Origin of the sequence: Streptomyces sp. NPDC052016 (assembly GCF_044548445.1) — a bacterium.
In the GTDB taxonomy this organism is placed as follows: Bacteria; Actinomycetota; Actinomycetes; order Streptomycetales; family Streptomycetaceae; genus Streptomyces.
In genome coordinates, this window is record NZ_JBIUBX010000017.1 from 191894 (window position 1) to 215626 (window position 23733).

19 protein-coding genes and 1 riboswitch are annotated in these 23733 nt (G+C 74.7%); of the genes, 3 read left to right on the forward strand and 16 right to left on the reverse strand.

Annotated elements, in window-relative coordinates; translation table 11 throughout:
• Window positions 1–343 precede the first annotated feature (343 nt).
• The 6 genes from cobC to cobM are packed head-to-tail and all read right to left on the reverse strand — an operon-like array spanning window position 344 to window position 6649.
• Window positions 344–1405 (reverse strand): Rv2231c family pyridoxal phosphate-dependent protein CobC, encoded by a 1062-nt coding sequence (gene cobC / locus ACIHAR_RS22455; RefSeq protein ID WP_365462611.1) that lies wholly within the window; start codon window positions 1403–1405, stop codon window positions 344–346.
• A complete protein-coding gene (locus ACIHAR_RS22460; protein WP_400021289.1) occupies window positions 1395–2330 on the reverse strand; it encodes a sirohydrochlorin chelatase in 936 nt (311 codons plus the stop codon). The genes cobC and ACIHAR_RS22460 overlap by 11 nt, the downstream gene beginning before the upstream one ends.
• Entirely contained in the window at window positions 2327–2911 is a 585-nt protein-coding gene (locus ACIHAR_RS22465; RefSeq protein WP_400021291.1) for a precorrin-8X methylmutase, read from the reverse strand. The genes ACIHAR_RS22460 and ACIHAR_RS22465 overlap by 4 nt, the downstream gene beginning before the upstream one ends.
• On the reverse strand, window positions 2908–4599 hold the full coding sequence (gene cobJ / locus ACIHAR_RS22470) for a precorrin-3B C(17)-methyltransferase (protein ID WP_400021293.1): 1692 nt from the start codon (window positions 4597–4599) through the stop codon (window positions 2908–2910). Before cobJ ends, ACIHAR_RS22465 begins: the two co-directional genes overlap by 4 nt.
• Window positions 4596–5834: a precorrin-6y C5,15-methyltransferase (decarboxylating) subunit CbiE gene (gene cbiE, locus ACIHAR_RS22475; RefSeq protein WP_400021295.1), complete on the reverse strand. Its 1239-nt coding sequence runs from the start codon at window positions 5832–5834 to the stop codon at window positions 4596–4598. The genes cobJ and cbiE overlap by 4 nt, the downstream gene beginning before the upstream one ends.
• Window positions 5831–6649: a precorrin-4 C(11)-methyltransferase gene (cobM, locus tag ACIHAR_RS22480; protein WP_365462601.1), complete on the reverse strand. Its 819-nt coding sequence runs from the start codon at window positions 6647–6649 to the stop codon at window positions 5831–5833. Before cobM ends, cbiE begins: the two co-directional genes overlap by 4 nt.
• 146 nt (window positions 6650–6795) lie before the next feature.
• Here cobM and ACIHAR_RS22485 point away from each other — a divergent pair, with 146 nt between their 5' ends.
• The gene (locus ACIHAR_RS22485) at window positions 6796–7554 is read left to right on the forward strand and encodes a ZIP family metal transporter (RefSeq protein ID WP_365462599.1); all 759 of its coding nucleotides are present in this window, start codon (window positions 6796–6798) and stop codon (window positions 7552–7554) included.
• A gap of 11 nt (window positions 7555–7565) precedes the next feature.
• Here the strand turns inward: ACIHAR_RS22485 and cobI are convergent, their stop codons facing one another.
• From cobI to ACIHAR_RS22535, 10 genes are all read right to left on the reverse strand, one after another.
• Complete coding sequence (cobI, locus tag ACIHAR_RS22490) at window positions 7566–8312, reverse strand: precorrin-2 C(20)-methyltransferase (RefSeq protein ID WP_400021298.1); 747 nt, start codon at window positions 8310–8312, stop codon at window positions 7566–7568.
• Window positions 8297–9760: a cobyrinate a,c-diamide synthase gene (locus ACIHAR_RS22495; protein WP_400021300.1), complete on the reverse strand. Its 1464-nt coding sequence runs from the start codon at window positions 9758–9760 to the stop codon at window positions 8297–8299. Before ACIHAR_RS22495 ends, cobI begins: the two co-directional genes overlap by 16 nt.
• Window positions 9757–10356 carry a cob(I)yrinic acid a,c-diamide adenosyltransferase gene (gene cobO, locus ACIHAR_RS22500; protein ID WP_365462593.1) on the reverse strand — a complete coding sequence of 200 codons (600 nt, stop codon included), beginning with the start codon at window positions 10354–10356 and terminating at the stop codon, window positions 9757–9759. The genes ACIHAR_RS22495 and cobO overlap by 4 nt, the downstream gene beginning before the upstream one ends.
• Window positions 10356–12380 (reverse strand): putative cobaltochelatase, encoded by a 2025-nt coding sequence (locus ACIHAR_RS22505; protein ID WP_365462591.1) that lies wholly within the window; start codon window positions 12378–12380, stop codon window positions 10356–10358. Before ACIHAR_RS22505 ends, cobO begins: the two co-directional genes overlap by 1 nt.
• The gene (gene cobN, locus ACIHAR_RS22510; RefSeq protein ID WP_400021303.1) at window positions 12377–16033 is read right to left on the reverse strand and encodes a cobaltochelatase subunit CobN; all 3657 of its coding nucleotides are present in this window, start codon (window positions 16031–16033) and stop codon (window positions 12377–12379) included. The genes ACIHAR_RS22505 and cobN overlap by 4 nt, the downstream gene beginning before the upstream one ends.
• A complete protein-coding gene (locus tag ACIHAR_RS22515) occupies window positions 16030–17538 on the reverse strand; it encodes a cobyric acid synthase (protein WP_400021305.1) in 1509 nt (502 codons plus the stop codon). The genes cobN and ACIHAR_RS22515 overlap by 4 nt, the downstream gene beginning before the upstream one ends.
• On the reverse strand, window positions 17535–18479 hold the full coding sequence (locus ACIHAR_RS22520) for a cobalamin biosynthesis protein (protein WP_400021307.1): 945 nt from the start codon (window positions 18477–18479) through the stop codon (window positions 17535–17537). Before ACIHAR_RS22520 ends, ACIHAR_RS22515 begins: the two co-directional genes overlap by 4 nt.
• Window positions 18480–18599: 120 nt before the next feature.
• Window positions 18600–18673: riboswitch (cobalamin riboswitch) on the reverse strand.
• A gap of 297 nt (window positions 18674–18970) precedes the next feature.
• Complete coding sequence (locus tag ACIHAR_RS22525; RefSeq protein WP_365462583.1) at window positions 18971–19192, reverse strand: hypothetical protein; 222 nt, start codon at window positions 19190–19192, stop codon at window positions 18971–18973.
• A 37-nt stretch (window positions 19193–19229) separates the two neighbouring features.
• Complete coding sequence (locus ACIHAR_RS22530) at window positions 19230–20474, reverse strand: inorganic phosphate transporter (RefSeq protein ID WP_365462581.1); 1245 nt, start codon at window positions 20472–20474, stop codon at window positions 19230–19232.
• Between the two features lie 143 nt (window positions 20475–20617).
• Entirely contained in the window at window positions 20618–21352 is a 735-nt protein-coding gene (locus tag ACIHAR_RS22535; protein WP_365462579.1) for a lysozyme, read from the reverse strand.
• Between the two features lie 216 nt (window positions 21353–21568).
• Between ACIHAR_RS22535 and ACIHAR_RS22540 the strand changes: the two genes are divergently transcribed.
• Both ACIHAR_RS22540 and ACIHAR_RS22545 read left to right on the forward strand, forming a co-directional pair.
• A complete protein-coding gene (locus ACIHAR_RS22540) occupies window positions 21569–22261 on the forward strand; it encodes a class II aldolase/adducin family protein (RefSeq protein WP_400021310.1) in 693 nt (230 codons plus the stop codon).
• Window positions 22262–22320: 59 nt separating this feature from the next.
• Window positions 22321–23439 carry an alpha/beta hydrolase gene (locus ACIHAR_RS22545; RefSeq protein WP_400021312.1) on the forward strand — a complete coding sequence of 373 codons (1119 nt, stop codon included), beginning with the start codon at window positions 22321–22323 and terminating at the stop codon, window positions 23437–23439.
• Window positions 23440–23733 lie beyond the last annotated feature (294 nt).

A 23733-nucleotide genomic window follows, 5' to 3' on the forward strand; every position in this document is an offset into this window, starting at 1 on the left:
GGGTCGTGCCCCTTGACCCAGCCAGGAGCCCCGGGCCGGGGGCGCGGCCTTTGCCCACCCATCCATCCGACTCGGTGGGTCGAGGGGTGGACGGCTGGTGCTGTGGTCGTTGCGAGGGGGGTCCGCGCCCGGGCGCCCGGGCTTCGCGCCCCCATTACCACCCGACTCGGTGGGTCGAGGGGTGGACGGCTGGGGCTGTATCCGTCGTTCGTCCCACCGAGGCCGGTGTGGCTCGCTTCTCGTCCGAGTGAGTCGGGTGGTGGGTGGGCGGGGGCCGGGGGGCCGGGGGCGGGGCCCCCGGGGTCGGGACGGGTAGGGGCGGCGGGGGCGAATACCGCCCGGCTCAGCGGGACGTTATCGCCAGCGCCTGGTCCAGCGCCTGCAGGAACCGGTTCACCGTTCCCCGGTCGCGCACCGCCAACCGCAGCCACCCCTCGTCCAGCCCCGGAAAGGTGTCCCCCCGGCGGACGGCGAAGCCCAGCCCGCGCAGGTGGTGACGGACGGCCGCCGCCCGGGGCAACCGTACGAGGACGAAGGGACCCTCGGCCGGTTCGACGACCCGCAACCCGTCGGAGGCGAACTCGGCGAGCCCGGCGACAAGGTGCGCCCGGTCCGCGGCGATCCGGTGGGCCGCGTGCGCGGCCTCGGCCAGGGCCCGAGGCGACACACACGCCTCCGCCGCCGCCAGCGCCGGAGACGACACCGGCCACAGCGGCTGCGCCCGCTGCAGCTCGGCGATCGTCTCCGGCGCGGCGAGGACGTAGCCGATGCGCAGCCCGGCCAGCCCCCACGTCTTCGTCAGGCTGCGCAGGACGACCAGCCCGGGCACGTCCGTCCGGCCCGCCAGTGCCTCCCGTTCGCCCGGCACGGCGTCCATGAAGGCCTCGTCGACGACGAGGGTCCGCCCGGGCCGGGCCAGTTGGCGGAGGGTGGCCGCCGGGTGCAGCACCGACGTCGGGTTCGTCGGGTTCCCGACCACCACGAGGTCGGCGTCCTCCGGGACGGCCGACGCGTCCAGCCGGAAGCCGTGCTCCTCCCGCAGCAGCACCCGGTCGACCGTGTGCCCGGCGTCCCGCAGGGCCGCCTCCGGCTCCGTGAACTGGGGGTGCACCACCACGGGCCGGCGGACCTTCAGGGCGCGGGCGAGCAGCACGAACGCCTCGGCCGCCCCCGCCGTCAGCAGCACCCGCTCGGCCGGCAGCCCGTGCCGCGCCGCCACCGCGGCCCGCGCCTCCCGCCCGTCCGGGTAGGCGGCGAGGCCGGCCAGGGACGCGGCGACGTGCTCGCGCAGCCAGTCCGGGGGCGTGTCCGCGCGGACGTTGACGGCGAGGTCGACCAGCGCCGAGCCGTCGTCGCGTACCTCCGCGTCACCGTGGTGGCGCAGGTCGTGCCCGTCAGTGTGCATGGGAGTGCGCGTGCCCTCCGTGGTGGTGGTGACCGTGCCCGTGGTGGTGGCCGTCGTCGTCCGGGTGGAAGTGCGGCTGCTGCGGCAGCCCCACCTTGTCCTCGAAGCCCGGCAGCGCGATGCGGTACACGCAGGAGTCGCAGTTCATCCGCAGGTCGCCCTTGACGGCCTCCTCGTACCGCTCCATCACCAGGTCCAGCAGCTCCGGCTCGGGGCCGATGACGTCCGCCGACCGCACCTCGACCTCCGGGTGGGCGGCCGCCCAGCCCTCGGTCTGCTGGCGCACCCGGTCCGGCAGGATCCCGGTGAACAGGAAGTAGGGGAGCACGACGATCCGTCGCGCGCCCAGCTTCACGCACCGGTCGAGCCCGCTCGGCACGTCCGGCGCCGCCAGCGACACGAACGCCGTCTCCACGCCGGCGTACCCGCGCCCCTCCCACAGCAGCCGCGCCGCCTTGTGCACCTCGGCGTTGGCGTCCGGGTCCGTCGAGCCGCGCCCGACCAGCAGCACGGTCACGTCGGACCGGTCCCCGGGCGTGCGCCCGGCTCCGCCGAGCGCCTCGTCCAGCCGCCGCTCCAGCACGCTCAGCAGCGCCGGGTGAGGACCGAGCGGACGCCCGTAGGAGTAGGAGATCCCCGGGTGCCGCTCCTTCTCCCGGGCCAGCGCCGCCGGGATGTCCCCCTTGGCGTGCCCGGCGGACACCAGCATCAGCGGCACGGCGGCGAACCGCCGTACGCCCCGCTCCACCAACTCGGTGACGGCTTCGCCCAGCGGCGGCGGGGACAGCTCGATGAAGCCGCCGGCGACGGGCAGGTCGGGATGGCGGCGCCCCAGCTCCCGTACGAAGTCGCGGAACGCCTCGGCTCCGGCATCGTCCCGGGTGCCATGGCCGGCGATGAGCAGAGCGGGCGGCGGGGTGGTCACGAGGTCTCCTCCGAGGTGTTCGACTGCTTCGACGGCGAAGCGGGGTGGTACAGCGGGGCGTCGACCGCGGCGGCGGCGACCGCCGGCCCGCCCCGCTCGGACACGGCACGCACGGCGGGCAGCCCGCCCCCGCGCGACGCGGCCCGGGACGCGGCGGCTCCGGCGCAGATGACGGGCGGGCCGATGCCCAGCGCGGCGGAGGCGTCGAGCGCCGGCGGCGCCTCAGGGGCGGTGGGCGCGCAGGAGAGGGCGCGGGGCCCGGCCTCCTCGTACGCCCGCCGCACGGTGTGCGTCGGGCGGGGCCGCCCGGGGCGGGACTCCGCGGCCCTCGGACGCCGGACGGTCTCCCGCCGGACGATCCCGGCCGCGTCCGCCTCGACGCGCACGACGGGTGCCCCGGCGTGCGCCGCGACCGGCTCCGTCTCGTCCGTGACGAGAGCGCTCGCGCGGTCCGGTCGGGCTGCGGAGTGGACGACCCGCCCTACGACCGCCCGGGCCGGCGGCGGGACGTGCGCGGTGTCCCGCCGGGCGCGCGGCCGCCGGAAGGACGCGGCCTCGACGGGGTGCACCACACGGTTCACCGCGCCTCCTCCTGCCACCGGTAGCCGCGCGGCGTCACCATGCGCCCCGCGATGGTCCTGGTCGCGGTGTTGCCCACCGTCACGACGGTCATCATGTCGACCGTCGCCGGGTCGAGAGCGGCGAGCGTCGTCACCCGGCTCGTCCCGTCCGGCCGCGAGGCGTTGCGCACGACACCCACCGGCGTCGACGGCTCCCGGTGCTCCGCGAGGATCGCGAGCGCCTTCGGCAGCTGCCAGTCGCGGCCCCGGCTGCGCGGGTTGTAGAAGGTCACGACGATGTCCGCCTCGGCCGCCGCCCGCACCCGCCGCTCGATGACCTCCCACGGGGTGTGCAGGTCGGACAGGCTGATCGAGACGTGGTCGTGGCCGAGCGGCGCGCCCAGGAGCGCGGCGGCCGCGAGTGCGGCGGTCACCCCGGGCACCCCCACCACGTCGATGTCGTCGGAGGCCTCGGCGAGCGCGGGGGAGGCCATGGCGTACACGCCCGCGTCGCCGCTGCCGATCAGCGCGACGGCCTGACCCCTGCGGGCCTCCGCGACGGCCGTCCGCGCCCGCTCCTCCTCGGCCCCGAGCCCGGACTCCAGGATCCGGGTGCCGGGCCGCAGCAGGTCGCGGATCTGGTCGACGTACTGGTCGAGCCCGACGAGCACCGAGGCGCGCCGCAGCTCCGCCGTCGCCCGCGGCGTGAGCAGGTCCCGGGCGCCCGGTCCGAGTCCGACCACCGCGAGCCGCCCGCGCCCCGGACGCCGGACGACGGCGCAGGTCGCCATGGCGGGCCGGCCGTCGGAGCGTTCCGACTTCCGCTTGGGCACGAGGAGTTCGCCCCCGCGCACCAGCGCCGCGGCCTCCGCGACGGACGGGGTGCCCACGGCGGCCAGGGGCGCGTCGGACGGGTTCGGCACGTCGACGGCGGCGAGCTCCTCGGCGGAGTACGTCACCACCGGCACACCGAGCCGGGACGCGGCCGCGAGGATGCCGGGCTCGTCGGCCTTCGCGTCGACGGTGGCGAGCTCGGCCACGCTGTCCACGGACAGGCCCGCGTCCCGCAGGGCCCCCTCGATCACCTCGAGCACTTCCGCGGCCGGCACCCCCCGGGACGCTCCGACCCCCACCACCAGGGACGGCGGACGCAGCAGGACCTCGTGGGCGCCGGGCTCGACCGCCCGGTCCGTCACCCGCACGGTGTGGGCCCCCCGCTCCGCGAACGGCATCGGCGGCAACGGCCAGGCCACCTCGGCGTCGAGCGCGACCGGCTCCCCGTCCAGCAGGGCCCGCGTCACCCCGGCGACATCGCCCTCCACGGGCAGCCCGAGGGTGTCCAGGCCGGGCATCCCGACGGCGTCCGTCGCCGTGGTCACGACGGGCTGAGCGCCCAGCGACTGCCCGACCTGCCGGGCGAGTTCGTTGGCGCCGCCGCCGTGCCCGCCGACCAGGGACACCGCGAACCGCCCGGCCTCGTCGACGCACACCACCCCCGGGTCGGACGCCTTGTCGCTGAGCAGCGGCGCGAGGAGCCGTACGACGGCCCCCGTGGCCAGGAAGCACACGAGCTGCTCGCACTCCGCGAACGCCCGCCGCACGGCGTCCCCGACGGGACCGTCGTACACGCGCGTGCGCTCCGGCCACGCCGCGGCCAGCCGGTCGCGCGCCGCCGCCCCCGCCGCGGTGGCGGAAATGAGGCCGATCACAGAGCAACTCCTTCTCGATGGGCGAGGGGCCGGACGCCCCACAGCAGGAACACGGGATTGGTGGCCGCCAGCCGGGTCACGTCCCCCGGCAGCGGCGCGAGCCGCGACGACTGCAGCAGGACGCCGTCGCAGTCGAACCCGGCGTCGGTGAGCGCGGCACGGGCCGCCGGCACCCGGTCCAGCGCGGCCATGGCGACGACCACGGTCCGCCGGGCCCGCCGCGCGCACACCGCGACGATGCCGGCGAGCTCACGGCCGCCGCCCCCGACGAACACGGCGTCCGGGTCGTCGAGTTCGCGCAACGCGTCCGGCGCGGTCCCCCGCACCACGTGCACGTCGACCCCGTGCGCGCCGGCGTTGGCGCGGATCCGCGCGACCCCGTCCTCGGTCTTCTCCACGGCGCTGACGGCGGCGCCCAGCCGCGCGCACTCCACGGCGACGGACCCCGACCCGGAGCCGACGTCCCAGACCAGGTCGCCGATCCGGGGGCCCAGCCGGGCGAGCGCCAGCGCCCGCACCTCGAACTTGGTGATCATCGAGTCGCGGTGGGCGAAGTCCTCTTCGGGCAGCGCCCATCCGGCGGGCCGCGCCGCCCCCGCGAGGGTCCGCGCGGGCCCGAGGACCCGTGCCTCGTCCAGGCACAGCACCACACTCACCGCCGCACCCCACTCCCGGGCCGCCGCCTCGGCCGGCGTGACCCGCTCCACCCGCTCGCGCCCGGGGTCGCCCAGCGCGGACGCGACGACCAGCACCCGCCCCGGGACGGTCCCGGCGAGCGCGGCGCCCAGTTCGGCCGGCCCGGCCCCGGGCCCGGTCAGCACGGCGACCTTCGGATGAGCCCGGCACGCATGGACGGCCGTCCGCGGATCCCGCCCGTGCGCGCTGACGACCACGGCGTCGTCCCACGTCAGCCCCAGCCGCGCGAAGGCGGCGGCCACGGAGGAGACACCGGGCAGCACATCGAGCCGCCGCGCCCCGAACCGGTCGGCGAGCGCGCGCACGATGCCGAAGAACCCGGGGTCACCCGACGCCAGCACGACCACCCGCCGCTCCTCGGCGACGTACTCCTCCATGGCGTCCAGGGCGGGCGCCAGCGGCCCCAGCACGATCCGCTCGGCACCCTCGGGCAGTCGTGCGGCGTCCAGGTGCCGCCGCCCGCCGACGACCAGCTCCGCCCCGGCGAGGACGTCCTCCGGGACCGGCGCCCCCGTCCCGGTGCCGACCACCGTGATCACGTACTCGCACCCCGTTCGCGCAGCGCCCTGCGGGCGGCCGGGTCGGCCTTGCGGTAGCCGTGGAAGTGACCGGGGTGGTAGAGGTGCGAGCGGGTGCCGTGGGCGTCGAGGGCCGGACCGACCAGGAACAGCGTGTGCTTCCAGAGCTTGTGCTCCTTGACGGTCTCCTCCAGCGTGCCGACCGTGCACCGCACGACCAGCTCCTCCGGCCAGGTCGCCTGGTAGGCGATGACGACCGGGGTGGCGGTCGGGTAGCCGCCCTCCAGCAGCTCCCGCACGAGCTGCCCGCTGCGCGCGGCCGACAGGAAGATGGCCATGGTGGTGCCGTGCCTCGCGAACTCCCGCACCTCCTCCCCGGGCGGCATCGGCGTCTTGCCGCCGCCGAGCCGGGTGAGGATCACGGACTGCGCCACCTCGGGGATCGTCAGCTCCCGCTGCGCGAGCGCGGCGACGGCCGAGAAGGAGGACACGCCCGGCACGATCTCCGTCGCGATCCCGATCTCGGCACACCGGTCGAGCTGTTCCTGCGTGCCGCCCCACAGCGCGGGGTCGCCGGAGTGGATCCGGGCGACGCGCAGCCCCTCCTCGCGGGCCCGCTCGTACACGGCGACGACGTCCTCCAGGGACATGGTGGCCGAGTCGAGGATCTCGGCACCCTCGCGGGCGTGCTCGAGCACCTCCGCCTGGACCAGGCTCGCGGCCCAGATCACGACGTCGGCCTCGGCGATGGCGCGCGCGGCGCGGAACGTCAGCAGGTCGGCGGCGCCGGGGCCGGCACCGACGAAGGTCACCTTGCCGGTGGGGGCGTCGGCCATGGGTTCGGGTCCTCTCATGACGGAATGGAGTGCGGGTGCCAGACCTGCACGGCCCGGACCGGGTGGGACGGGGGCACGGACACCGGCACCGGCACGGGCGCCGGCCGGACGTGCGGGGCAGGGGCCCGATCGGATACGAAGGGCGCATGGCGGTGTTCGTCGCGCTCGGCGCGTTCCTGATGACGTTGGCCGGCGGCTTCACCGCACAGCGGGTGACCGACCGCCGCCATCTCGTGCTGGGCCTGGCGGGCGGCCTCATGCTGGGCGTGGTCGGCCTGGATCTGCTGCCGGAGGCCCTGGAGGCGGCCGGCACGGAGATCCTCGGCGTCCCGGCCGCGCTCGTGCTCTTCGTCGCGGGCTTCCTCTTCGCCCATCTGGTGGAACGTCTGCTGGCCCACCGGCACGCCGCGCACGGCGCCGGGGAAGACGCCCGCCCCGCCCTGTCTCCGGGGCTCCGCGACGGCCGCACCCCCGAGGTGGGACTGACGGCGGCCGCCGCGATGGTCGGCCACAGCGCCATGGACGGCGTGGCGATCGGCGCGGCCTTCCAGGTGGGCGGCGGCATGGGCACGGCGGTCGCCGTGGCCGTCGTCGCCCACGACTTCGCGGACGGCTTCAACACGTACACGATCACCAGCGTGTACGGGAACGCCCGCCGCAGAGCACAGGTCATGCTGTTCGCGGACGCGGCGGCCCCGGTGGCGGGGGCGGCCTCGACCGCGTTCGTGACCATCCCCGAACACCTGCTCGGCGCCTACCTCGGCTTCTTCGGCGGCGCGCTGCTGTACCTCGCGGCGGCCGAGATCCTCCCCGAGGCCCACCACGCCCACCCGGCCCGTTCGACCCTGCTCTGCACGGTCGCGGGCGTGGGCTTCATCTGGCTGGTGGTGGGCCTGGCGGGGTGAGGCGGACGGTCTCACAGCTTGCCGCCCCGCCCGCCGTCGCGCCGGGCCGGCGCGATGAGCGTCGAGAGGTAGGGGAGGGGCTCGGAACCGAGGTCGGCGGCCGGCCGGACGGACTGCTCGGGCAGCCCCAGCGAGGCCCCCCACACGGCGTCCCCGATCCGCCCGGTCTCCCGCAGCGCCTCGGCGACCTCGGCGGCGTGCCGCCCGAACTTGTAGGCCACGACCGTGCCAGGCCCGGCCAGCGCGTCCTTCAGCACGGCGGAACCCGCGGTCACGGGCACCAGCGTCAGCGGCTCGGTGCCCTCCGTCAGCACGGCCCCCGACCGCGCCGCCAGATCCTGCATGGCGGTGATGCCCGGCACGGTCTCGACGACGACGCCCGGCACCAGCTCCACGATCGTCTGGGCGAGGTAGGTGAAGGTCGAGTACACGTTGGGATCCCCGATGGTCGCGAAGGCGACGCTGCCGTGCCGCGAGATCAGCTCGGCGACCCGCTCCCCGGCGGCGTCCCAGGCGGCTTCCCGCCGCGCCCGGTCGCTGCGCTCGTTGAGCGCGAACACGACCCGCACGACCTTCTCCTGCGGCACGTAGTGCAGGACGGTCGCCTCGGCCCGCCCCCGCTCCCCGGTGTCCATGACCGGGACGACGACGATGTCGGCGGCCCGCAGAGCGTTGACGCCCTTGACGGTCACCAGCTCGGGGTCACCGGGGCCGACCCCGACTCCGATCAACCTGCTGTCGCTCATGACGTCCGGCACCTCTCCACGAACCGAAGGGCCACACCGGGTTCGGCCGCCCAGTGTGTGTGCAGATAACTCGCGTGCACACCCCGCTGTACAAAACCTTCGACCCGCCGCCGCGGGACGCGCACGCCCCAGGCGGGCTCCGCCCCCGAGCCCGGCTCGACGACGGTCCGGTGGAACTCGTGTCCGCGCATCCGCGTCCCCGCGACGGCGAGCACGCTGTCACTCACGGCGACCGCGTCCCGATACCCGAGCGTGAGCCGCTCGGACATCCGCGCGGTGGCGTCGAGCACCCCGCACATGGGCCGCCCGTCGAGCTCCCGGCAGAGGTAGAGCAGCCCGGCGCACTCGGCGGCGACCGGGGCCCCGCCGAGCGCGAGTCCGGCGACCTCCTTGCGGAGCGGCTCGTTGGCGGACAGCTCGGAGGCGTACACCTCGGGGAACCCCCCACCGACGACCACGCCGCGCGTCCCGTCCGGGAGCCGCTCGTCCCGAAGGGGATCGAAGGGCACGACGTCGGCGCCGGCCGCGGCGAGCAACTCGGCGTGTTCGGCGTACGAGAAGGTGAAGGCGGGCCCGGCGGCCACGGCGACGGTGACGCTCTCGCGCGGATCCGCCTCGCGCGTCCCCTCCGGCGTCACCGGCGCGCCCGGACCAGGGCGACTCGGCCGGTCCGCCGTCGTCGTCCCGCCCGGGCCGGTGCGACCTGGCGCCGACGACGAAGCGAGGGCCTCAGCAGCGTCCCAAGCCGCGCACTCCAACACCCCCGCACCTCGTGCCAGCGAGACCAGCGCCTCGAGATCGCAGCCGGCCGCGACCTGCGCGGACATCGCGGCCACGGCCTCGAGCGCCTCGGCCCGCCGCTCGGCGACCGGCACCAACCCAAGGTGACGGGAAGGCGTCTCCACCCGCTCCGTGCGCCGCAGCACCCCCAGGACAGGCACCCCGGCCGAGTCCAGCGCCTCCCGCAGCAGCTCCTCGTGCCGAGCGGAGGCGACCTTGTTCAGGATCACGCCCCCGACCCGCACCTCCGGGTCCCAGGAAGCGAACCCGTGCACCAGCGCCGCCACCGACCGCGACTGCGACGACGCGTCCACCACCAGCACCACCGGTGCCCGCAGCAGCTTCGCGACCTGGGCGGTGGACGCCAGTTCACCCTCCCCGGCGGCCCCGTCGTACAGCCCCATCACGCCCTCGACGACGGCCAGGTCGCATTCGCGGGCCCCGTGCAGGAACAGCGGAGCGACCAGCTCCGGCCCGCACAGGTACGCGTCGAGGTTGCGCCCCGCCCGGCCGGTGGCGAGGGAGTGGTACCCGGGATCGATGTAGTCCGGCCCGACCTTGTGCGGGGACACGGCGAGCCCCCGCGCGGCGAACGCGGCCATCAGCCCCGTGGCGACGGTGGTCTTCCCGCTGCCCGAGGAGGGCGCGGCGACGACCAGCCGTGGGACGGAAGAGGTCACCACTCGATGCCCCGCTGGCCCTTCTGACCCGCGTCCATCGGGTGCTTGACCTTGGACATGTCGGTCACCAGGTCGGCGAAGTCCACGAGCCTCTCCGGGGCGTTGCGCCCGGTGATCACCACATGCTGGGTACCGGGCCGGTTCCGCAGGACGTCGACGACCTCGTCGGTGTCGACCCACCCCCAGTGCATGGGGTAGGCGAACTCGTCGAGGACGTAGAGCCGGTACGTCTCGGCGGCCAGGTCGCGCTTGACCTGCTCCCAGCCCTCCCGGGCCTTCTCCTCGTTGTCCATCTGGTCGTCGCGCTGCACCCACGACCAGCCCTCGCCCATCTTGTGCCAGTCGACGGAGCCTCCCTCACCGCTGGCGCCCAGCACCCGCAGCGCGTTCTCCTCGCCGACCTTCCACTTCGCCGACTTGACGAACTGGAACACCCCGATCGGCCAGCCCTGGTTCCACGCCCGCAGCGCGAGCCCGAAGGCGGCGGTCGACTTGCCCTTCCCGATGCCCGTGTGCACCACGACGAGCGGCCGGTTACGCCGCTGACGAGTCGTCAGTCCGTCGTCCGGTACGACACTCGGCTGTCCCTGCGGCATTACGCGGCCCTCCTCGACATCCCCTGCACACCCTGTACATCCCTGACCAGCCCGGCGATGGAGTCCGCCCGCAACTCCTCCAGCGTCACCGCCGCACCGCCCAGCTCACCCGCGAGCTGCCCGGCGAGCCCCAGCCGTACGGGCCCCGACTCGCAGTCCACGACCACGGACGCGACGCCCTCGGCCGCGAACAGCCGGGCCGCCCGCCCCGCCAGCGCGACGGGCTCGGTCCCCCCGGTGGCCCGTCCGTCCGTCACCACCACGACGAGCGCCCGCCGCGCCGGATCCCGCAGCCGCTCCACCCGCAGCACGTCGTGCGCCTTGAGCAGCCCGGCGGCCAGCGGGGTGCGCCCACCGGTGGGCAGCGACTCCAGCCGGGCGGCCGCCGCGTCCACGGACGACGTCGGCGGCAGCGCCACATCGGCGGCGGAGCCCCGGAAGGTCACGAGCCCCACCTTGTCCCGCCGCTGGTACGCGTCCAGCAGCAGCGACAGCACGGCCCCCTTCACGGCACTCATCCGCTGCCGGGCCGCCATCGACCCCGAGGCGTCGACGACGAACAGCACGAGATTCCCCTCGCGCCCCTCCCGGGTCGCCTGCCGCAGATCGTCCCGGCGCACCACGAGGCCCGGCCCGGACCGCCCACGCGCCCGCTGGTGCGGCGCGGCCGCCTGCACGGTCGCCGCCAGGTGCAGCTTCGTCAGGCCGCCCCGCGGCCGCCGCGCACCCGTCGTCCGCCCGTGCTCGGTCCGCGCCCGCGACCGCCGCCCGGCGGCGCCCTCACCGATCCCCGGCACGCTCAGCACCTTCGTACGGAACGGCTCGGCGGCCCGGACGGCGGACTGCTCGCCGGCCCCGGGCGCCTGGAGTTCCGGGCCCTCCCCTGCCTCGGGCCGTGCCCCGGCGTCACCGCCCTGCGGGTCGCCGCCGTCGGACTGCGGAGGCTGCCCACCGCCGCCGCCACCGGGCCCGTCCGGATCCGGATCGGGATCCGGATCGCCGTCGTCGCCCTCGCCGGAGAACTGCTCCAGCGTCTCGTCCAGCCTGTCCTCGTCCAGGCCCGGCGCGTCGAACGGGTTGCGCCGCCGCCGGTGCGGCAGCGCCAGGAGCGCGGCCTGCCGCACGTCCTCCGCCAGCACATCGGTCCGCCCGGCCCAGGCGGCCAGCGCCGTCGCCGTGCGCGCCATCACGATGTCGGCCCGCATCCCGTCCACCTCGAAGGCCGCGCAGGTCGCCGCGATCTGCCGCAGCGCCCCGTCGCCCAGCCGCACCGACGGCAACAGCGCCCGCGCCGCCACGATCCGCGCCCGTACAGCGGCCTCCTCGGCCGCCCACCGCGCGGCGAAGCCGGCCGGGTCGTCGTCGTACGCGAGCCGACGCCGCACGACCTCGACCCGCTGGTCGGGTTCGCGGGAGGCCGCGACCTCGACGGTCAGCCCGAACCGGTCGAGGAGCTGCGGCCGCAGCTCGCCCTCCTCGGGGTTCATGGTCCCGACGAGCAGGAACCGCGCGGCGTGCCGCACCGACACGCCCTCGCGCTCCACGTACGACGCGCCCATCGCCGCCGCGTCCAGCAGCAGGTCGACCAGGTGGTCGTGGAGGAGGTTGACCTCGTCGACGTAGAGGATGCCGCGGTGCGCGTCCGCGAGGAGCCCCGGCTCGAAGGCCTTCACGCCCTCGGCGAGCGCCCGCTCGATGTCCAGCGCGCCCACGAGCCGGTCCTCGGAGGCGCCGACGGGCAGTTCGACCATGCGCGCCGGGCGCCGCACGCCGTCACCGGCCTCGTGCGGCCCGTCCGGGCACCCCGGATCCGGTGCGCCCGGAGCGCAGGAGAACCGGCACCCGGGCACCACGTCGACCTCCGGCAGCAGCGCCGACAGCGCCCGCACCGCCGTCGACTTGGCGGTGCCCTTCTCGCCACGCACCAGCACCCCGCCGACCGCCGGCGACACGGCGTTCAGCAGCAGCGCGAGCCGCAGGTCGTCCTGGCCGACCACGGCCGTGAACGGGAACGGGACACTCACTTCTCGTCGCCCTCCAAGTCGCCCTCCAGCTCGAGGTAGGTGGCGCGCAGCCGCTCGAGCGTGCCGGCGTCCGGCTCGGCCCACAGCCCGCGGTCGGCGGCCTCCAGCAGCCGCTCGGTGATCCCGCGCAGAGCCCACGGGTTGGACTTCTTCATGAAGTCCCGGTTCTCCGCGTCGAAGACGTACTCCGCGCTGAGCTTCTCGTACATCCAGTCGTCCACGACACCGGCGGTGGCGTCGTAGCCGAAGAGGTAGTCGACGGTCGCCGCCATCTCGAAGGCGCCCTTGTAGCCGTGGCGCCGCATGGCCGCCATCCAGCGCGGGTTGACCACCCGGGCGCGGAAGACGCGGTGGGTCTCCTCGCCCAGCGTGCGCGTCCTCACCTGGTCCGGTACGGCGCTGTCGCCCACGTAGGCCTCGGGGTTCGCCCCGGTCAGGTGCCGCACCATGGCGACCATGCCGCCGTGGTACTGGAAGTAGTCGTCGGCGTCGACCAGGTCGTGCTCCCGCGTGTCGACGTTCTTCGCGGCGACGGCGATCCGCCGGAACGCGGTCTCCATGTCCCCGCGCGCGGCCCGCCCGTCGAGCCCGCGCCCGTAGGCGTACCCGCCCCAGACGGCGTACACCTCGGCCAGGTCGGCGTCGGAACGCCAGTTGCGGGCGTCGATCAGCGGCAGCAGGCCGGCGCCGTACGCTCCCGGCTTGGAGCCGAAGATGCGGGCCGTCGCGCGCCGCCGGTCGCCGTGCCCGGCGGCGTCCTCGTCCACGTGTGCCCGGACGTAGTTGGACTCGGCGGGCTCGTCCAGCTCGGCCACCGCCCGCACCGCGTCGTCGATCAGGCCGACGACGTGCGGGAACGCGTCCCGGAAGAAGCCGGAGATCCGGACCGTGACGTCGATGCGCGGCCGGCCCAGCTCCTCCAGGGGCACGATCTCGAAGCCGGTCACCCGGCGCGAGGCGTCGTCCCAGACCGGGCGGCAGCCCAGCAGCGCGAGGATCTCGGCGATGTCGTCGCCCTGCGTCCGCATCGCGGAGGTGCCCCACACCGTCAGGCCGACCGACTCCGGGTACCCGCCGGTGTCCTGCAGGTACCGCTGCACCAGCGAGTCGGCGAGCGACTGGCCGACCTCCCAGCTCAGCCGGGACGGAATGGCCTTGGGGTCGACCGAGTAGAAGTTCCGGCCGGTCGGGAGCACGTTGACCAGCCCGCGCGTGGGGGAGCCCGACGGGCCGGCCGGGACGAACCCACCGTCCAGGGCCTTCAGGATGTGCCCGATCTCGTCGGTCGTCCTCGCCAGACGGGGCACGACCTCGTCGCACGCGAACTCCAGGACGGCCACGGCGTCCGGGACTTCGGTGCCGAGCACCTCCCGCACCAGGTCGCGGATCCCGGAGCCGGCCCAAGCCCGCTGCTCCATCCCCTCCGCGATCCGCCGGCACAACTGCTCCAGCAGGTCGATCGCGTCGGAGGCCGTCCGCGACGGCCCCTCCACCAGGTCCGTCAGCTCGACCGGCACCTTCACCACGGCGCCCGGCTCGGCCAGCAACTCCTTCTCCACCAGCCCGAAACGGGCCGCCAGCGAGGCCCTCAGCCCCGGCAGCGCGTTCGCCCGCCCGCCCCACACCTGCGAGGCCCGCAGCACGGCGAGCACGAGATTGACCCGCGCCTCACCGACCGGACCGCCGCCCAGGATGTGCAGGCCGTCCCGGATCTGCACGTCCTTGATCTCGCACAGATAGCCGTCGATGTGCATGACGAACTCGTCGAACGCCTCGTCGTCCGGCTGCTCGTCCACGTGCAGGTCGTGGTGGAGCTCCGCCGCCTTGACCAGCGTCCAGATCTGCGCCCGCACGGCCGGGGCCTTCACCGGGTCCAGATCGGACACGAGCGCGTACTCGTCGAGCAGCTGCTCCAGTTTGGCCAGGTCGCCGTAGGTGTCGGCACGCGCCATCGGCGGCACCAGGTGGTCGACGACGGTGGCGTGCCCGCGCCGCTTGGCCTGGGTGCCCTCGCCGGGGTCGTTGACGATGAACGGGTAGATCAGCGGCAGGTCGCCGAGGACGGCGTCGGGAGCGCACCCCCCGCTCAGCCCGAGACCCTTGCCGGGCAGCCACTCCATCGTGCCGTGCTTGCCCATGTGCACGATCGCGTCGGCGCCGAAGCTGTTGTCCAGCCAGCGGTAGGCCGCCATGTAGTGGTGGGAGGGCGGCATGTCGGGGTCGTGGTAGATCGCGATCGGGTTCTCGCCGAAGCCGCGCGGCGGCTGGATCATCACGACGACGTTCCCGAACCGCAGGGACGCCAGGACGATGTCGTCCCCGTCGACGTACAGGGAGCCCGGCGGCTCGCCCCAGGCCCCGGTCATCGCGTCGCTGAGCTCCGGATCGAGCCGGTCGAACCACGCCCGGTAGTCCGCCAACGGCACCCGCGCGGGCGCGGCGGCCAACTGCTCCTCCGTCAGCCACTCCACGTCGTGCCCGCCGGCCTCGATCAGGCGGTGGATCAGCTCGTCGCCGTTGTCGGGGTAGTCGGTGAGGGCGTACCCGGCGTCCCGCAGCGCGTCGAGCACGCGGACCGCGGACGCCGGTGTGTCGAGCCCCACCGCGTTGCCGACCCGCGAGTGCTTCGTCGGGTACGCGGTGAAGACCAGCGCGAGCTTCTTCTCCGCGTTCGGCTTGTGCTTGAGCCGGGCGTGCCGTACGGCGATCCCGGCCACCCGCGCCGCCCGCTCGGGGTCGGCCACGTACACCGGCACGTCGTCCGGCCCCTGCTCCTTGAACGAGAACGGGACCGTGATCAGCCGTCCGTCGAACTCCGGGATGGCGACCTGCATCGCGGCGTCCATGGGGGACAGGGCGGCGTCCGACTCGTCCCACGCGGCCCGCGACGAGGTCAGGCAGAGCCCTTGCAGCACCGGCACGTTCAGGTCGGCCAGCGCCCCGATGTCCCAGGCCTCCTCGTCGCCGCCCGCCGAGGCCTGCGAGGCGTGCGTGCCGCCCGCGGCGAGGACGGTGGCGACCAGCGCGTCGGCCCGCCCCAGGATCTCGTACAGCCCGGGCTCCGCACCGCGTAGCGAACCGCAGTACACCGGGAGGGCGTTGGCGCCCTGCGCCTCGATCGCGTCGCACAGCGTGTCCACGAAGGCGGTGTTGCCGCTGAGTTCGTGGGCCCGGTAGAAGAGCACGCCGACCGTCGGCCGCCCCGCGACGCACTCCCGCTCGCCGCGCACCCCGTACGCGGGCATCTTCCGCGGCTCGACGAACCCCTCACCCGTCAGCAGCACGGTGTCCGACAGGAACCGCGCCAGCTCGGCCAGGTTGGCGGGCCCGCCCTCGACCAGGTACTTCAGCGCCTCCGCCACGACACCGGCCGGCACCGACGACTCGGCCATCAACTCCGCGTCGGGCACGGCCTCCCCGCCCAGCAGCACGGTCGGAACACCGGACGCCCTGAGCACGGCGAGCCCCTCCTCCCATGCCCGCTTGCCGCCCAGCAGCCGCACGACGGCGATGTCGGCGCCCTCGACGAGACCGGGGAGCTCCCGGGCCACGTCCACCCGGGTCGGATTGCCGATGCGGTAGGAGACGCCGGTGGCGGCCCGGGCCGCCAGCAGATCGGTGTCGGCGGTCGACAACAACAACACTGTGCTCATGCGGGCGCTCCCGGTGGAATGAAAGGCAGTCCTTGCGGCGCGCCCGACTCGATGAGCCGCCGGAGCGCGTCCGTGTCCGCGTGCTGTTCGATCAGGTCGCCGAGCCGGTCGAGCTGCTCCTCGCGCAGCGCGGCGAACGAGGTGTCGGGGGCCGGCACGAAGCGGCGGCCCGCGGCGGCGGCCACCTCGCGCAGGAAGGCCCGCCGGAAACCGTCGGACTCCAGAGAGCCGTGCCAGTGCGTACCCCAGGTCTGGCCGACCCGGCAGCCGTCCAGGAAGGGGGTGCCGCCCCCGATGTCGGCGACCCCGTGATGGATCTCGTACCCCTCGACCCGCTCGCCGAGGGCTTCCCCCGCCGGCCGCGTGAGGGTCTTCTCCCGGGCGAACCGCACGCGGACGGGAAGGACACCGAGCCCCTCCACCTGTCCCACCCGGCTTTCGACCTCGTCGTCGATGTGCTCGCCGAGGATCTGGAAGCCGCCGCAGACGCCGAGGACCGGCCTCCCCTCGGCGGCCCTGCGGACGATCGCCTCCGCCAGCCCCCGCTCCCGCATCCACTGCAGCGCCCGTACGGTTCCCCGGGTCCCCGGGATCACCACGAGGTCGGCGTCCGCGAGCTCCTCCGGCCGGTCCACGAACCGCACCACGACCCCCGGTTCGGCGGCCAGCGCGTCGACGTCGGTGAAGTTGGACATGAGGGGAACCGCGCAGACGGCGACCCGCAGGACGTCCTCGCCGACGGGCGGGGTGACGGCCGACTCCCGGACGGTTCCGCGCAGGGACACCGCCATCCCGTCCTCCTCGTCGATCCCGAGCCCGTGCCGGAACGGCAGAACTCCGTACGTCCGCCGCCCGGTGAGCCCGTGGAGCATGTCGAGCCCGGGCTCCAGCAGGGAGACGTCACCCCGGAACTTGTTGACGAGGAACCCGGCGACGAGTTCCTGGTCCTCGGGGGAGAGCAGGGCGACGGTCCCGAAGAAGGAGGCGAAGACTCCGCCCCGGTCGATGTCGCCCACGACGAGCACGGGGAGCCGGGCGTTCCGGGCGATCCCCATGTTCACGATGTCGGTCCGCCGCAGATTGATCTCGGCCGGACTGCCCGCCCCCTCACAGATCACCGCGTCATACGTGCCCCGCAACTCGGCGAGACACTCGAGCACGGTCCCGAGCAGCTTCTGCTGCCGCCCGCCGTGGTAGCCGCGGGCACTCAGCTCGCCCACCGGCTTCCCCAGCAGCACGACCTGACTGCTCTGCTCACCACCCGGCTTGAGCAGCACGGGGTTCATGAGCGCGGTGGGCTCCACACGGCAGGCCTGTGCCTGCATGGCCTGGGCCCGCCCGATCTCGGCGCCCTCCTTCGTCACGAAGGAGTTGAGGGACATGTTCTGCGCCTTGAAGGGCGCGACCTTGACGCCCTGCCGCACCAGCCACCGGCAGATCCCCGCGGTGACGACGCTCTTGCCGGCGTCGGAGGTGGTGCCGGCGACGAGGAGACCTCCGCTCATGACATACGCCCCTTCGCGATGAGGCGCGCGGCGACGGTGACGCCGAGCGCGAGCAGGCCGACGCGGCGGGAGAGCCGCGCGGCGCGTTCGATGTCGTGGGGAACCACGGGCCGGCCCGACGCCCCGTTGAGCACGGGCCGGTGCTCCACCCGGCCGCCGTACGAGAGGGTCCCGCCCAGCCGCACACCGAGGGCACCCGCGAAGGAGGCCTCCACGGGCCCGGCGTTGGGACTGGGATGTTTCCGGGCATCGGCCCGCCAGGCCCGCACGGCCCCCCGCGGATCGTCCCCCGCGACGGCGGCCAGTACGGCCGTCAGCCGAGCCCCCGGCCACCCGGCGAGGTCGTCGAGCCGCGCCGAGGCCCACCCGTACCGGCGGTGGCGCGGCGACCTGTGCCCGACCATGGCGTCGAGGGTGTTGACGGCCCGGAAACCCAGCAGCCCCGGAACCCCGCCCACGGCCCCCCACACCAGCGCTCCCACGACGGCGTCGGAGGTGTTCTCGGCGACCGACTCCACGACGGCCCGGGCGATCCCGTCCGCGTCGAGGGCCTGCGGGTCCCGCCCGCACAGGTGCGGCAGCCGCGCCCGAGCACCCTCGACGTCCCCCGCTTCGAGGGCCCGCCCGATGGTCCGGGCCTCCCTCACCAGGGAGGTCCCCCCGACGACGGCCCAGGTGGCGGTGGCGGTGAGGGCGACGGAGGCGGCGGTGGACGACCGTACGGCGCGGGAGGCGACGGCCCCCAGGGCCACGGCGCCGCCGGCGCACACGGCGGTGTGCAGTGCGCCCCACCCGCGGTGGTCCCGCCACAGCACCCGCTCCACGCCGGCCGCGGCCCGCCCGAACACGGCGACCGGATGCCCCCGGCGCGGATCGCCGAGGAGCAGGTCCCCCAGGAGGCCGGCGGCGGCGCCGTACGCGTGAACGCGATCGGCACCCATCGGCTCAGCCGACCGTGGAGTCGGGCAACGACCTGGTGCTGAACCTCGAACGGCAGCCGAGCATGGCGATATGTCCTCACTCAGGGTGTCCACGCCCTGGTTCGACGAGACCGGCGACGAGAGTTCCTGGCTCCCGGGGCTATCTACCCCGGTGACAGTGGCGGGACCGCGCCGGACTCACACCGGCTTCCTCTCCTGTCGCCGTACATGGCCCCGGCAGTCCACCACGGGCCCGGAACGGCCGTCAACCTGCGCCTGACCTGCACGGGGAGAGTGTGCACAACCCCACACCGCCGGTACGGCGGCGAGGTCGCCGGGGCCGCCGGGACGGTCCGGCGGACCCGGAACCGGGCACGCCCGGCGCTCGGACCTTCCGGACGCGCGGAGGTCCTTCGCCGCATCCGGGACCCGCCCCCGAGCGGACATGGGTCCGCCCCGCCGAGGCCGCCGGTGAGGCGGCTCCGACGGGGCGGACGCGGATGTGGTGAGGGTCAGGCCACGATGAGCGAGATGCCGTAGGCCACCGCGGCCGCGCAGGCCGCGAAGCAGACGTACGCGCCGGTGACCGCGAGGGCCGCCGAGTCGCCCTGCGCCACGGCACGCTCGCGCCGCGACAACCCCATGATGCCGAGGGTGAACAGGCCCACCAGGGCCACCGTGACCACGAGGCTGACGCCGAAGACGGAGCCCAGAGCCGCCCAGTCGATCTTCATACTGCTTCTCTTCCTTGGTGCCGAGTGGGGGCGGGGCTCAGACGGTGGTCGCGGCCGGCGGGGCCGGCTCGCCCGTCGAGGTGGAGGGGGCGGAGATCGTGGCCGTCAGCTCCTCGGCCATCGCGCTGGTGGGCGGCGGGGTCACCGCGGCCATCGCGGTGGTCACCACGCCGGGCGGTTCCTCGACGGCGTTGACGTTGGTGTGGTCGACGACCTCGCGACGGGAGATCCCCCAGATCGCGGCGCTGGACGCCACGAGGAAGACCGCGACGATCGCCGTGCCCCAGTCGCCGAAGCCGGTGACGTACTCGGCGATCGCGCCGACGAGCGCCGCGGCCGGCAGCGTCAGGCCCCAGGCGACGAACATGCGGGTGGCCGTCGACCAGCGGACGACGCCGCCCTTGCGGCCGAGGCCCGCGCCCATCACCGCACCGGAGACGGAGTGCGTGGTGGAGAGGGAGAAGCCGAGGTGGGAGGAGGCCAGGATCACCGTCGCCGCGCTGGTCTGGGCGGCGAAGCCCTGCTGCGGCTGGAGGTCGGTCAGGCCCTTGCCCATGGTGCGGATGATGCGCCAGCCGCCGAGGTAGGTGCCGAGGGCGATGGCGATGCCCGCGGAGAGGATCACCCACATGGGCGGGTCGGAGTCGGGGGCGACGGCGCCGCCGGCGACCAGGGCGAGGGTGATGATGCCCATCGTCTTCTGCGCGTCGTTCGTGCCGTGGGCGAGGGAGACCAGGCCGGCCGAGGCGATCTGACCCGCGCGGTAGCCCTTCTCCGCCGCCTTGCCGTCGGCCTTCCGGCCGAGCGTGTACGACAGGCGCGTCGCCAGCATCGCGGCGATGCCCGCGACCAGCGGAGCGGCGATCGCCGGGATGAGGACCTTGGTGACGAGCACGTCGCCGTGGACCGCGCCGACGCCCGCCGAGGCGATGGTGGCGCCGATCAGACCGCCCATGAGGGCGTGCGAGGAGCTGGAGGGGAGGCCGACCAGCCAGGTCAGCAGGTTCCAGAGGATCGCGCCGACCAGGGCGGCGAAGATGACCTCGGGACGTATGCCGGTCTCGTCGACGAGACCCTTGGAGATCGTGTTGGCGACCTCCACGGAGAGGAAGGCGCCTACAAGGTTCAGCACGGCGGACATGGCCACCGCGACCTTGGGCTTGAGCGCGCCGGTCGAGATGGTGGTGGCCATCGCGTTGGCGGTGTCGTGGAAACCGTTCGTGAAATCGAACGCGAGTGCGGTGACGACCACAATCGCGAGGATCAGCGAGAAGTTTTCCATTTACCCAGGCAATCGTTCAGAGGTCATTGGCTGGACGAACGTAGGTAACCTGAGTGAACGGAAGGTGAACTCGGGCGGGCATCGTGGTGACCGCGCGAGGCGTTTTCCGCTCCACTCGCCGCGACGGCCCGCGCGCCGCACGGCTAGGACCCCTCGGCGAACCGCTTCAGCCCTTCCGCGGAGCCGTTGAAGAGATTCTGGTCACCCGGCAGGCCGCCGCCGTTGTCGTACTGCCAGAACGTCCACGACGCCCATCCGGCCGGCAGCGTGCCAGGTCCGGGCGCTTCGTAGCGGGCGATCCACAGCGGGTGATCCGCGGCGAAGGCACGGTTGCCGTCCGTGCAGGTGTTCCACCAGTGCGTGGTCGTGTAGATCACCGGCCGCCGGCCGGTGAGCCGCCGCACCTCGTCGCTGAACGCCCGGATCCAGGCGGCCATCGCCCCCGGGCTCAGGCCGTAGCACTTGTGCCTGCGGTCGTAGGGGTTGTATTCGATGTCCAGCGCGGGCGGCAGGGTCCGCCCGTCCGCGCTCCAGTCGCCCCCGTGACGCACGAAGTACGCGGCCTGGGCCCTGCCGGAGCCCTTGTCCGGGCGGGCGAAGTGGTACGCGCCGCGGATCAGTCCGGCGGAGCGGGCGCCGTCGTACTGCCGGCGGAAGTAGGGGTTGCGGTAGGTGGTGGACTCGGTCGCCTTGACGTAGACGAAACCGGCCCCGTCGGCCCTCGCCTTCGGCCAGTCGACGTCCCTCTGGTGGGACGAGACGTCGTGCCCCTTCGGCGGCGCCGCGGCCACGGCGGGCAGCGCGACGAGTGCGGCGCCCGCCGCCGCGAGCACGGCCGCGACGGCGCGGCGGAACGGTGACGAAGGAACGCGAACCATGGACTCCCCTGGATGACGGCGCGCGTGGCGAACCCCCAAGACGCTAGAGCAAGATCACCACATACCAGCTGATATGAGCCTGATCTCCACGACAGAGCGATAAATAGCGATATCTGCCCTTCCTCGGCTCCGGCCCCCGCCCTGCACCGCCCCGGCCCCGCGACCAGGTGCGCAGCACCCCCGGCGGCGCCCGCGACCTCCTGGCAGGATCACGGCATGGCAGAGCAGCGACGCGACCGGATGGACGGCACCGACGACACGCCGAGCGGGGAGGAGAAGCGGGCCTGGGAGGCGCTCGTCGTGACGGCCCGCCGCACGGTCACCGACGGGCTCGTCGTCGGCACCTCCGGCAACGTGTCGGTCCGCGTCGGAGACACCGTGCTGGTGACACCGTCCGGCGTGCCCTACGACCGCCTCGCGCCGGACGACATCACCGGCGTCGACCTGGACGGCCGGCAGGTGCTCGGCACCCTGGTCCCGACCAGCGAGCTGCCCATGCACCTCGCCGTCTACCGGACCACCGACGCCCGCGCCGTCGTCCACACCCACGCCGTGCACGCCACGGCGGTCTCCACCCTGGTGAGCGAACTCCCGTCCGTCCACTACATGACCGCGGCCCTCGGCGGACCCGTCCGCGTCGCCCCCTACGCGACCTACGGCACCCAGGAGCTGGCCGAGAACATGCTCCGGGCCCTCACCGACCGCAGCGGCTGCCTCCTCCAGAACCACGGCACCGTGACCCACGGCGCCACCCTCGACCAGGCCTACGACCGCACCGCCCAGCTGGAGTGGATGTGCCGCCTGTGGCTGACGGCGTCCTCGGTACCCGGCCGGACCCCGACCCTCCTGACACACGAGCAACTGGCCGAAGTGGGGGAGCGGCTGCGGGGATACGGCCAGCGGGAGTGAGCCCGGGCGGCCCCGTCCCACCACTGGCCGCCCACGGGCCCGGCCAGGACACTGGACGTGTGCGCACTGTCACCGCGACGGCCGCCGCCGTCACAGCAGCCCTGGCCGCCGGCGCCGTCAGTGTCGCCGCCGGCCGGTTCGCCAGCGACGCCGCCCTGAAGGCGCCGCCCGGCCGGCCCCTGCCCACCGAACCCCGGCTCACCGTGCACGGCACCGCCGCCGGCCAGGTCATCCTCACCCGGGACCTCGCCGCCCTGCGCCCCGGCACCTACGGCCTCTCCGGCAACGACTCCCACGCGGTCGTCGGCCCGGTCCTGGCCACCGCACCGCACTCCGCCGACACCGTCGTACGCCGCCTGGAACGCGTCACCCACGGCACGCTGAACCCCGGCGACGCCGTCTGGCTCACCCCGAACCTGCACATCGGCGACCCGAGCAGCGCACTCGGCCTCGAGCACACCGACGTCGACGTGCCCGGCGAGCTCGGCCCGCTGCCCGCATGGTTCGTCCCCGGCGCCCGCCGCACCTGGGTGATCGCCGTGCACGGCCTGGGCACCACCCGGGAACACGTCCTCAACCTCACCGCCTTCCTGCACCGCCGTCGCTTCCCCGTGCTCGCCCTCGCCTACCGCGGCGACCGGGGCGCGCCCCGCCCCCCGGACGGCCTCAACCACCTCGGCGAGACCGAATGGCGCGACGTGGACGCGGCGATGCACCACGCCGTCCGCTACGGCGCCGAACGCGTCGTCCTGCTCGGCTGGTCCACCGGCGCCACCATGGCCCTGCGCGCCGCCGACCGCTCCGGTCTGCGCGACCTCGTTTCGGGGCTCGTACTGGACTCCCCGGTCCTCGACTGGCAGGCGACCCTGCGCGCCCTCGCCGCCGCCCGCCACACCCCGGGCGCGCTGCTCCCCCTGGCCGTCCGCGCCGCCCAGGGCCGCACGGGCCTGGACGCCCCCCGCACCACCGACCCGACCCGCCTCCGCGTACCCACCCTGATCTTCCACGGCCCCGACGACACGGTCGCCCCCTGGGCAACCACCCGCCGCCTCGCCGCCCACCGCCCCGACCTGATCACCCTCCAGACCGTCCCCCAGGCCCCCCACGCCGCCATGTGGAACGCCGACCCAGCCCCCTACGAGGAAGCCCTACGCCGCTTCCTGACCCCTCTGATGTGACCCCCGCACCCCCCGCCCTCCGGCGGCAGCGCGCCGTGACGCCGACGCGCAGCCGAAACACACCCGCACCGCCCGGCGGCCGGAATTGGTCATGGCGCCGACGCGCGGCCGAAGCGTTCCCGCAGCCGCGAACGCACCGGAGCGGTCATGGCTCTGCGGCGCAGCCGAAACGCTCCGGCAGCCGCCCGCGGCGGGGAGTGGGGGGGGGGGGGGGGGGGGGGGGGGGGGGGGGGGGGGGGGGGGGGGGGGGGGGGGGGGGGGGGGGGGGGGGGGGGGGGGGGGGGGGGGGGGGGG

Coding starts and splice junctions, on each gene's coding strand:
- cobC (WP_365462611.1), bottom strand. CDS start 1,405: ATGCACACTGACGGGCACGACCTGCGCCACCACGGTGACGCGGAGGTA.
- cobM (WP_365462601.1), bottom strand. CDS start 6,649: ATGGCCGACGCCCCCACCGGCAAGGTGACCTTCGTCGGTGCCGGCCCC.
- ACIHAR_RS22485 (WP_365462599.1), top strand. CDS start 6,796: ATGGCGGTGTTCGTCGCGCTCGGCGCGTTCCTGATGACGTTGGCCGGC.
- cobO (WP_365462593.1), bottom strand. CDS start 10,356: ATGCCGCAGGGACAGCCGAGTGTCGTACCGGACGACGGACTGACGACT.
- cobN (WP_400021303.1), bottom strand. CDS start 16,033: ATGAGCACAGTGTTGTTGTTGTCGACCGCCGACACCGATCTGCTGGCG.
- ACIHAR_RS22515 (WP_400021305.1), bottom strand. CDS start 17,538: ATGAGCGGAGGTCTCCTCGTCGCCGGCACCACCTCCGACGCCGGCAAG.
- ACIHAR_RS22520 (WP_400021307.1), bottom strand. CDS start 18,479: ATGGGTGCCGATCGCGTTCACGCGTACGGCGCCGCCGCCGGCCTCCTG.
- ACIHAR_RS22525 (WP_365462583.1), bottom strand. CDS start 19,192: ATGAAGATCGACTGGGCGGCTCTGGGCTCCGTCTTCGGCGTCAGCCTC.
- ACIHAR_RS22530 (WP_365462581.1), bottom strand. CDS start 20,474: ATGGAAAACTTCTCGCTGATCCTCGCGATTGTGGTCGTCACCGCACTC.
- ACIHAR_RS22535 (WP_365462579.1), bottom strand. CDS start 21,352: ATGGTTCGCGTTCCTTCGTCACCGTTCCGCCGCGCCGTCGCGGCCGTG.
- ACIHAR_RS22540 (WP_400021310.1), top strand. CDS start 21,569: ATGGCAGAGCAGCGACGCGACCGGATGGACGGCACCGACGACACGCCG.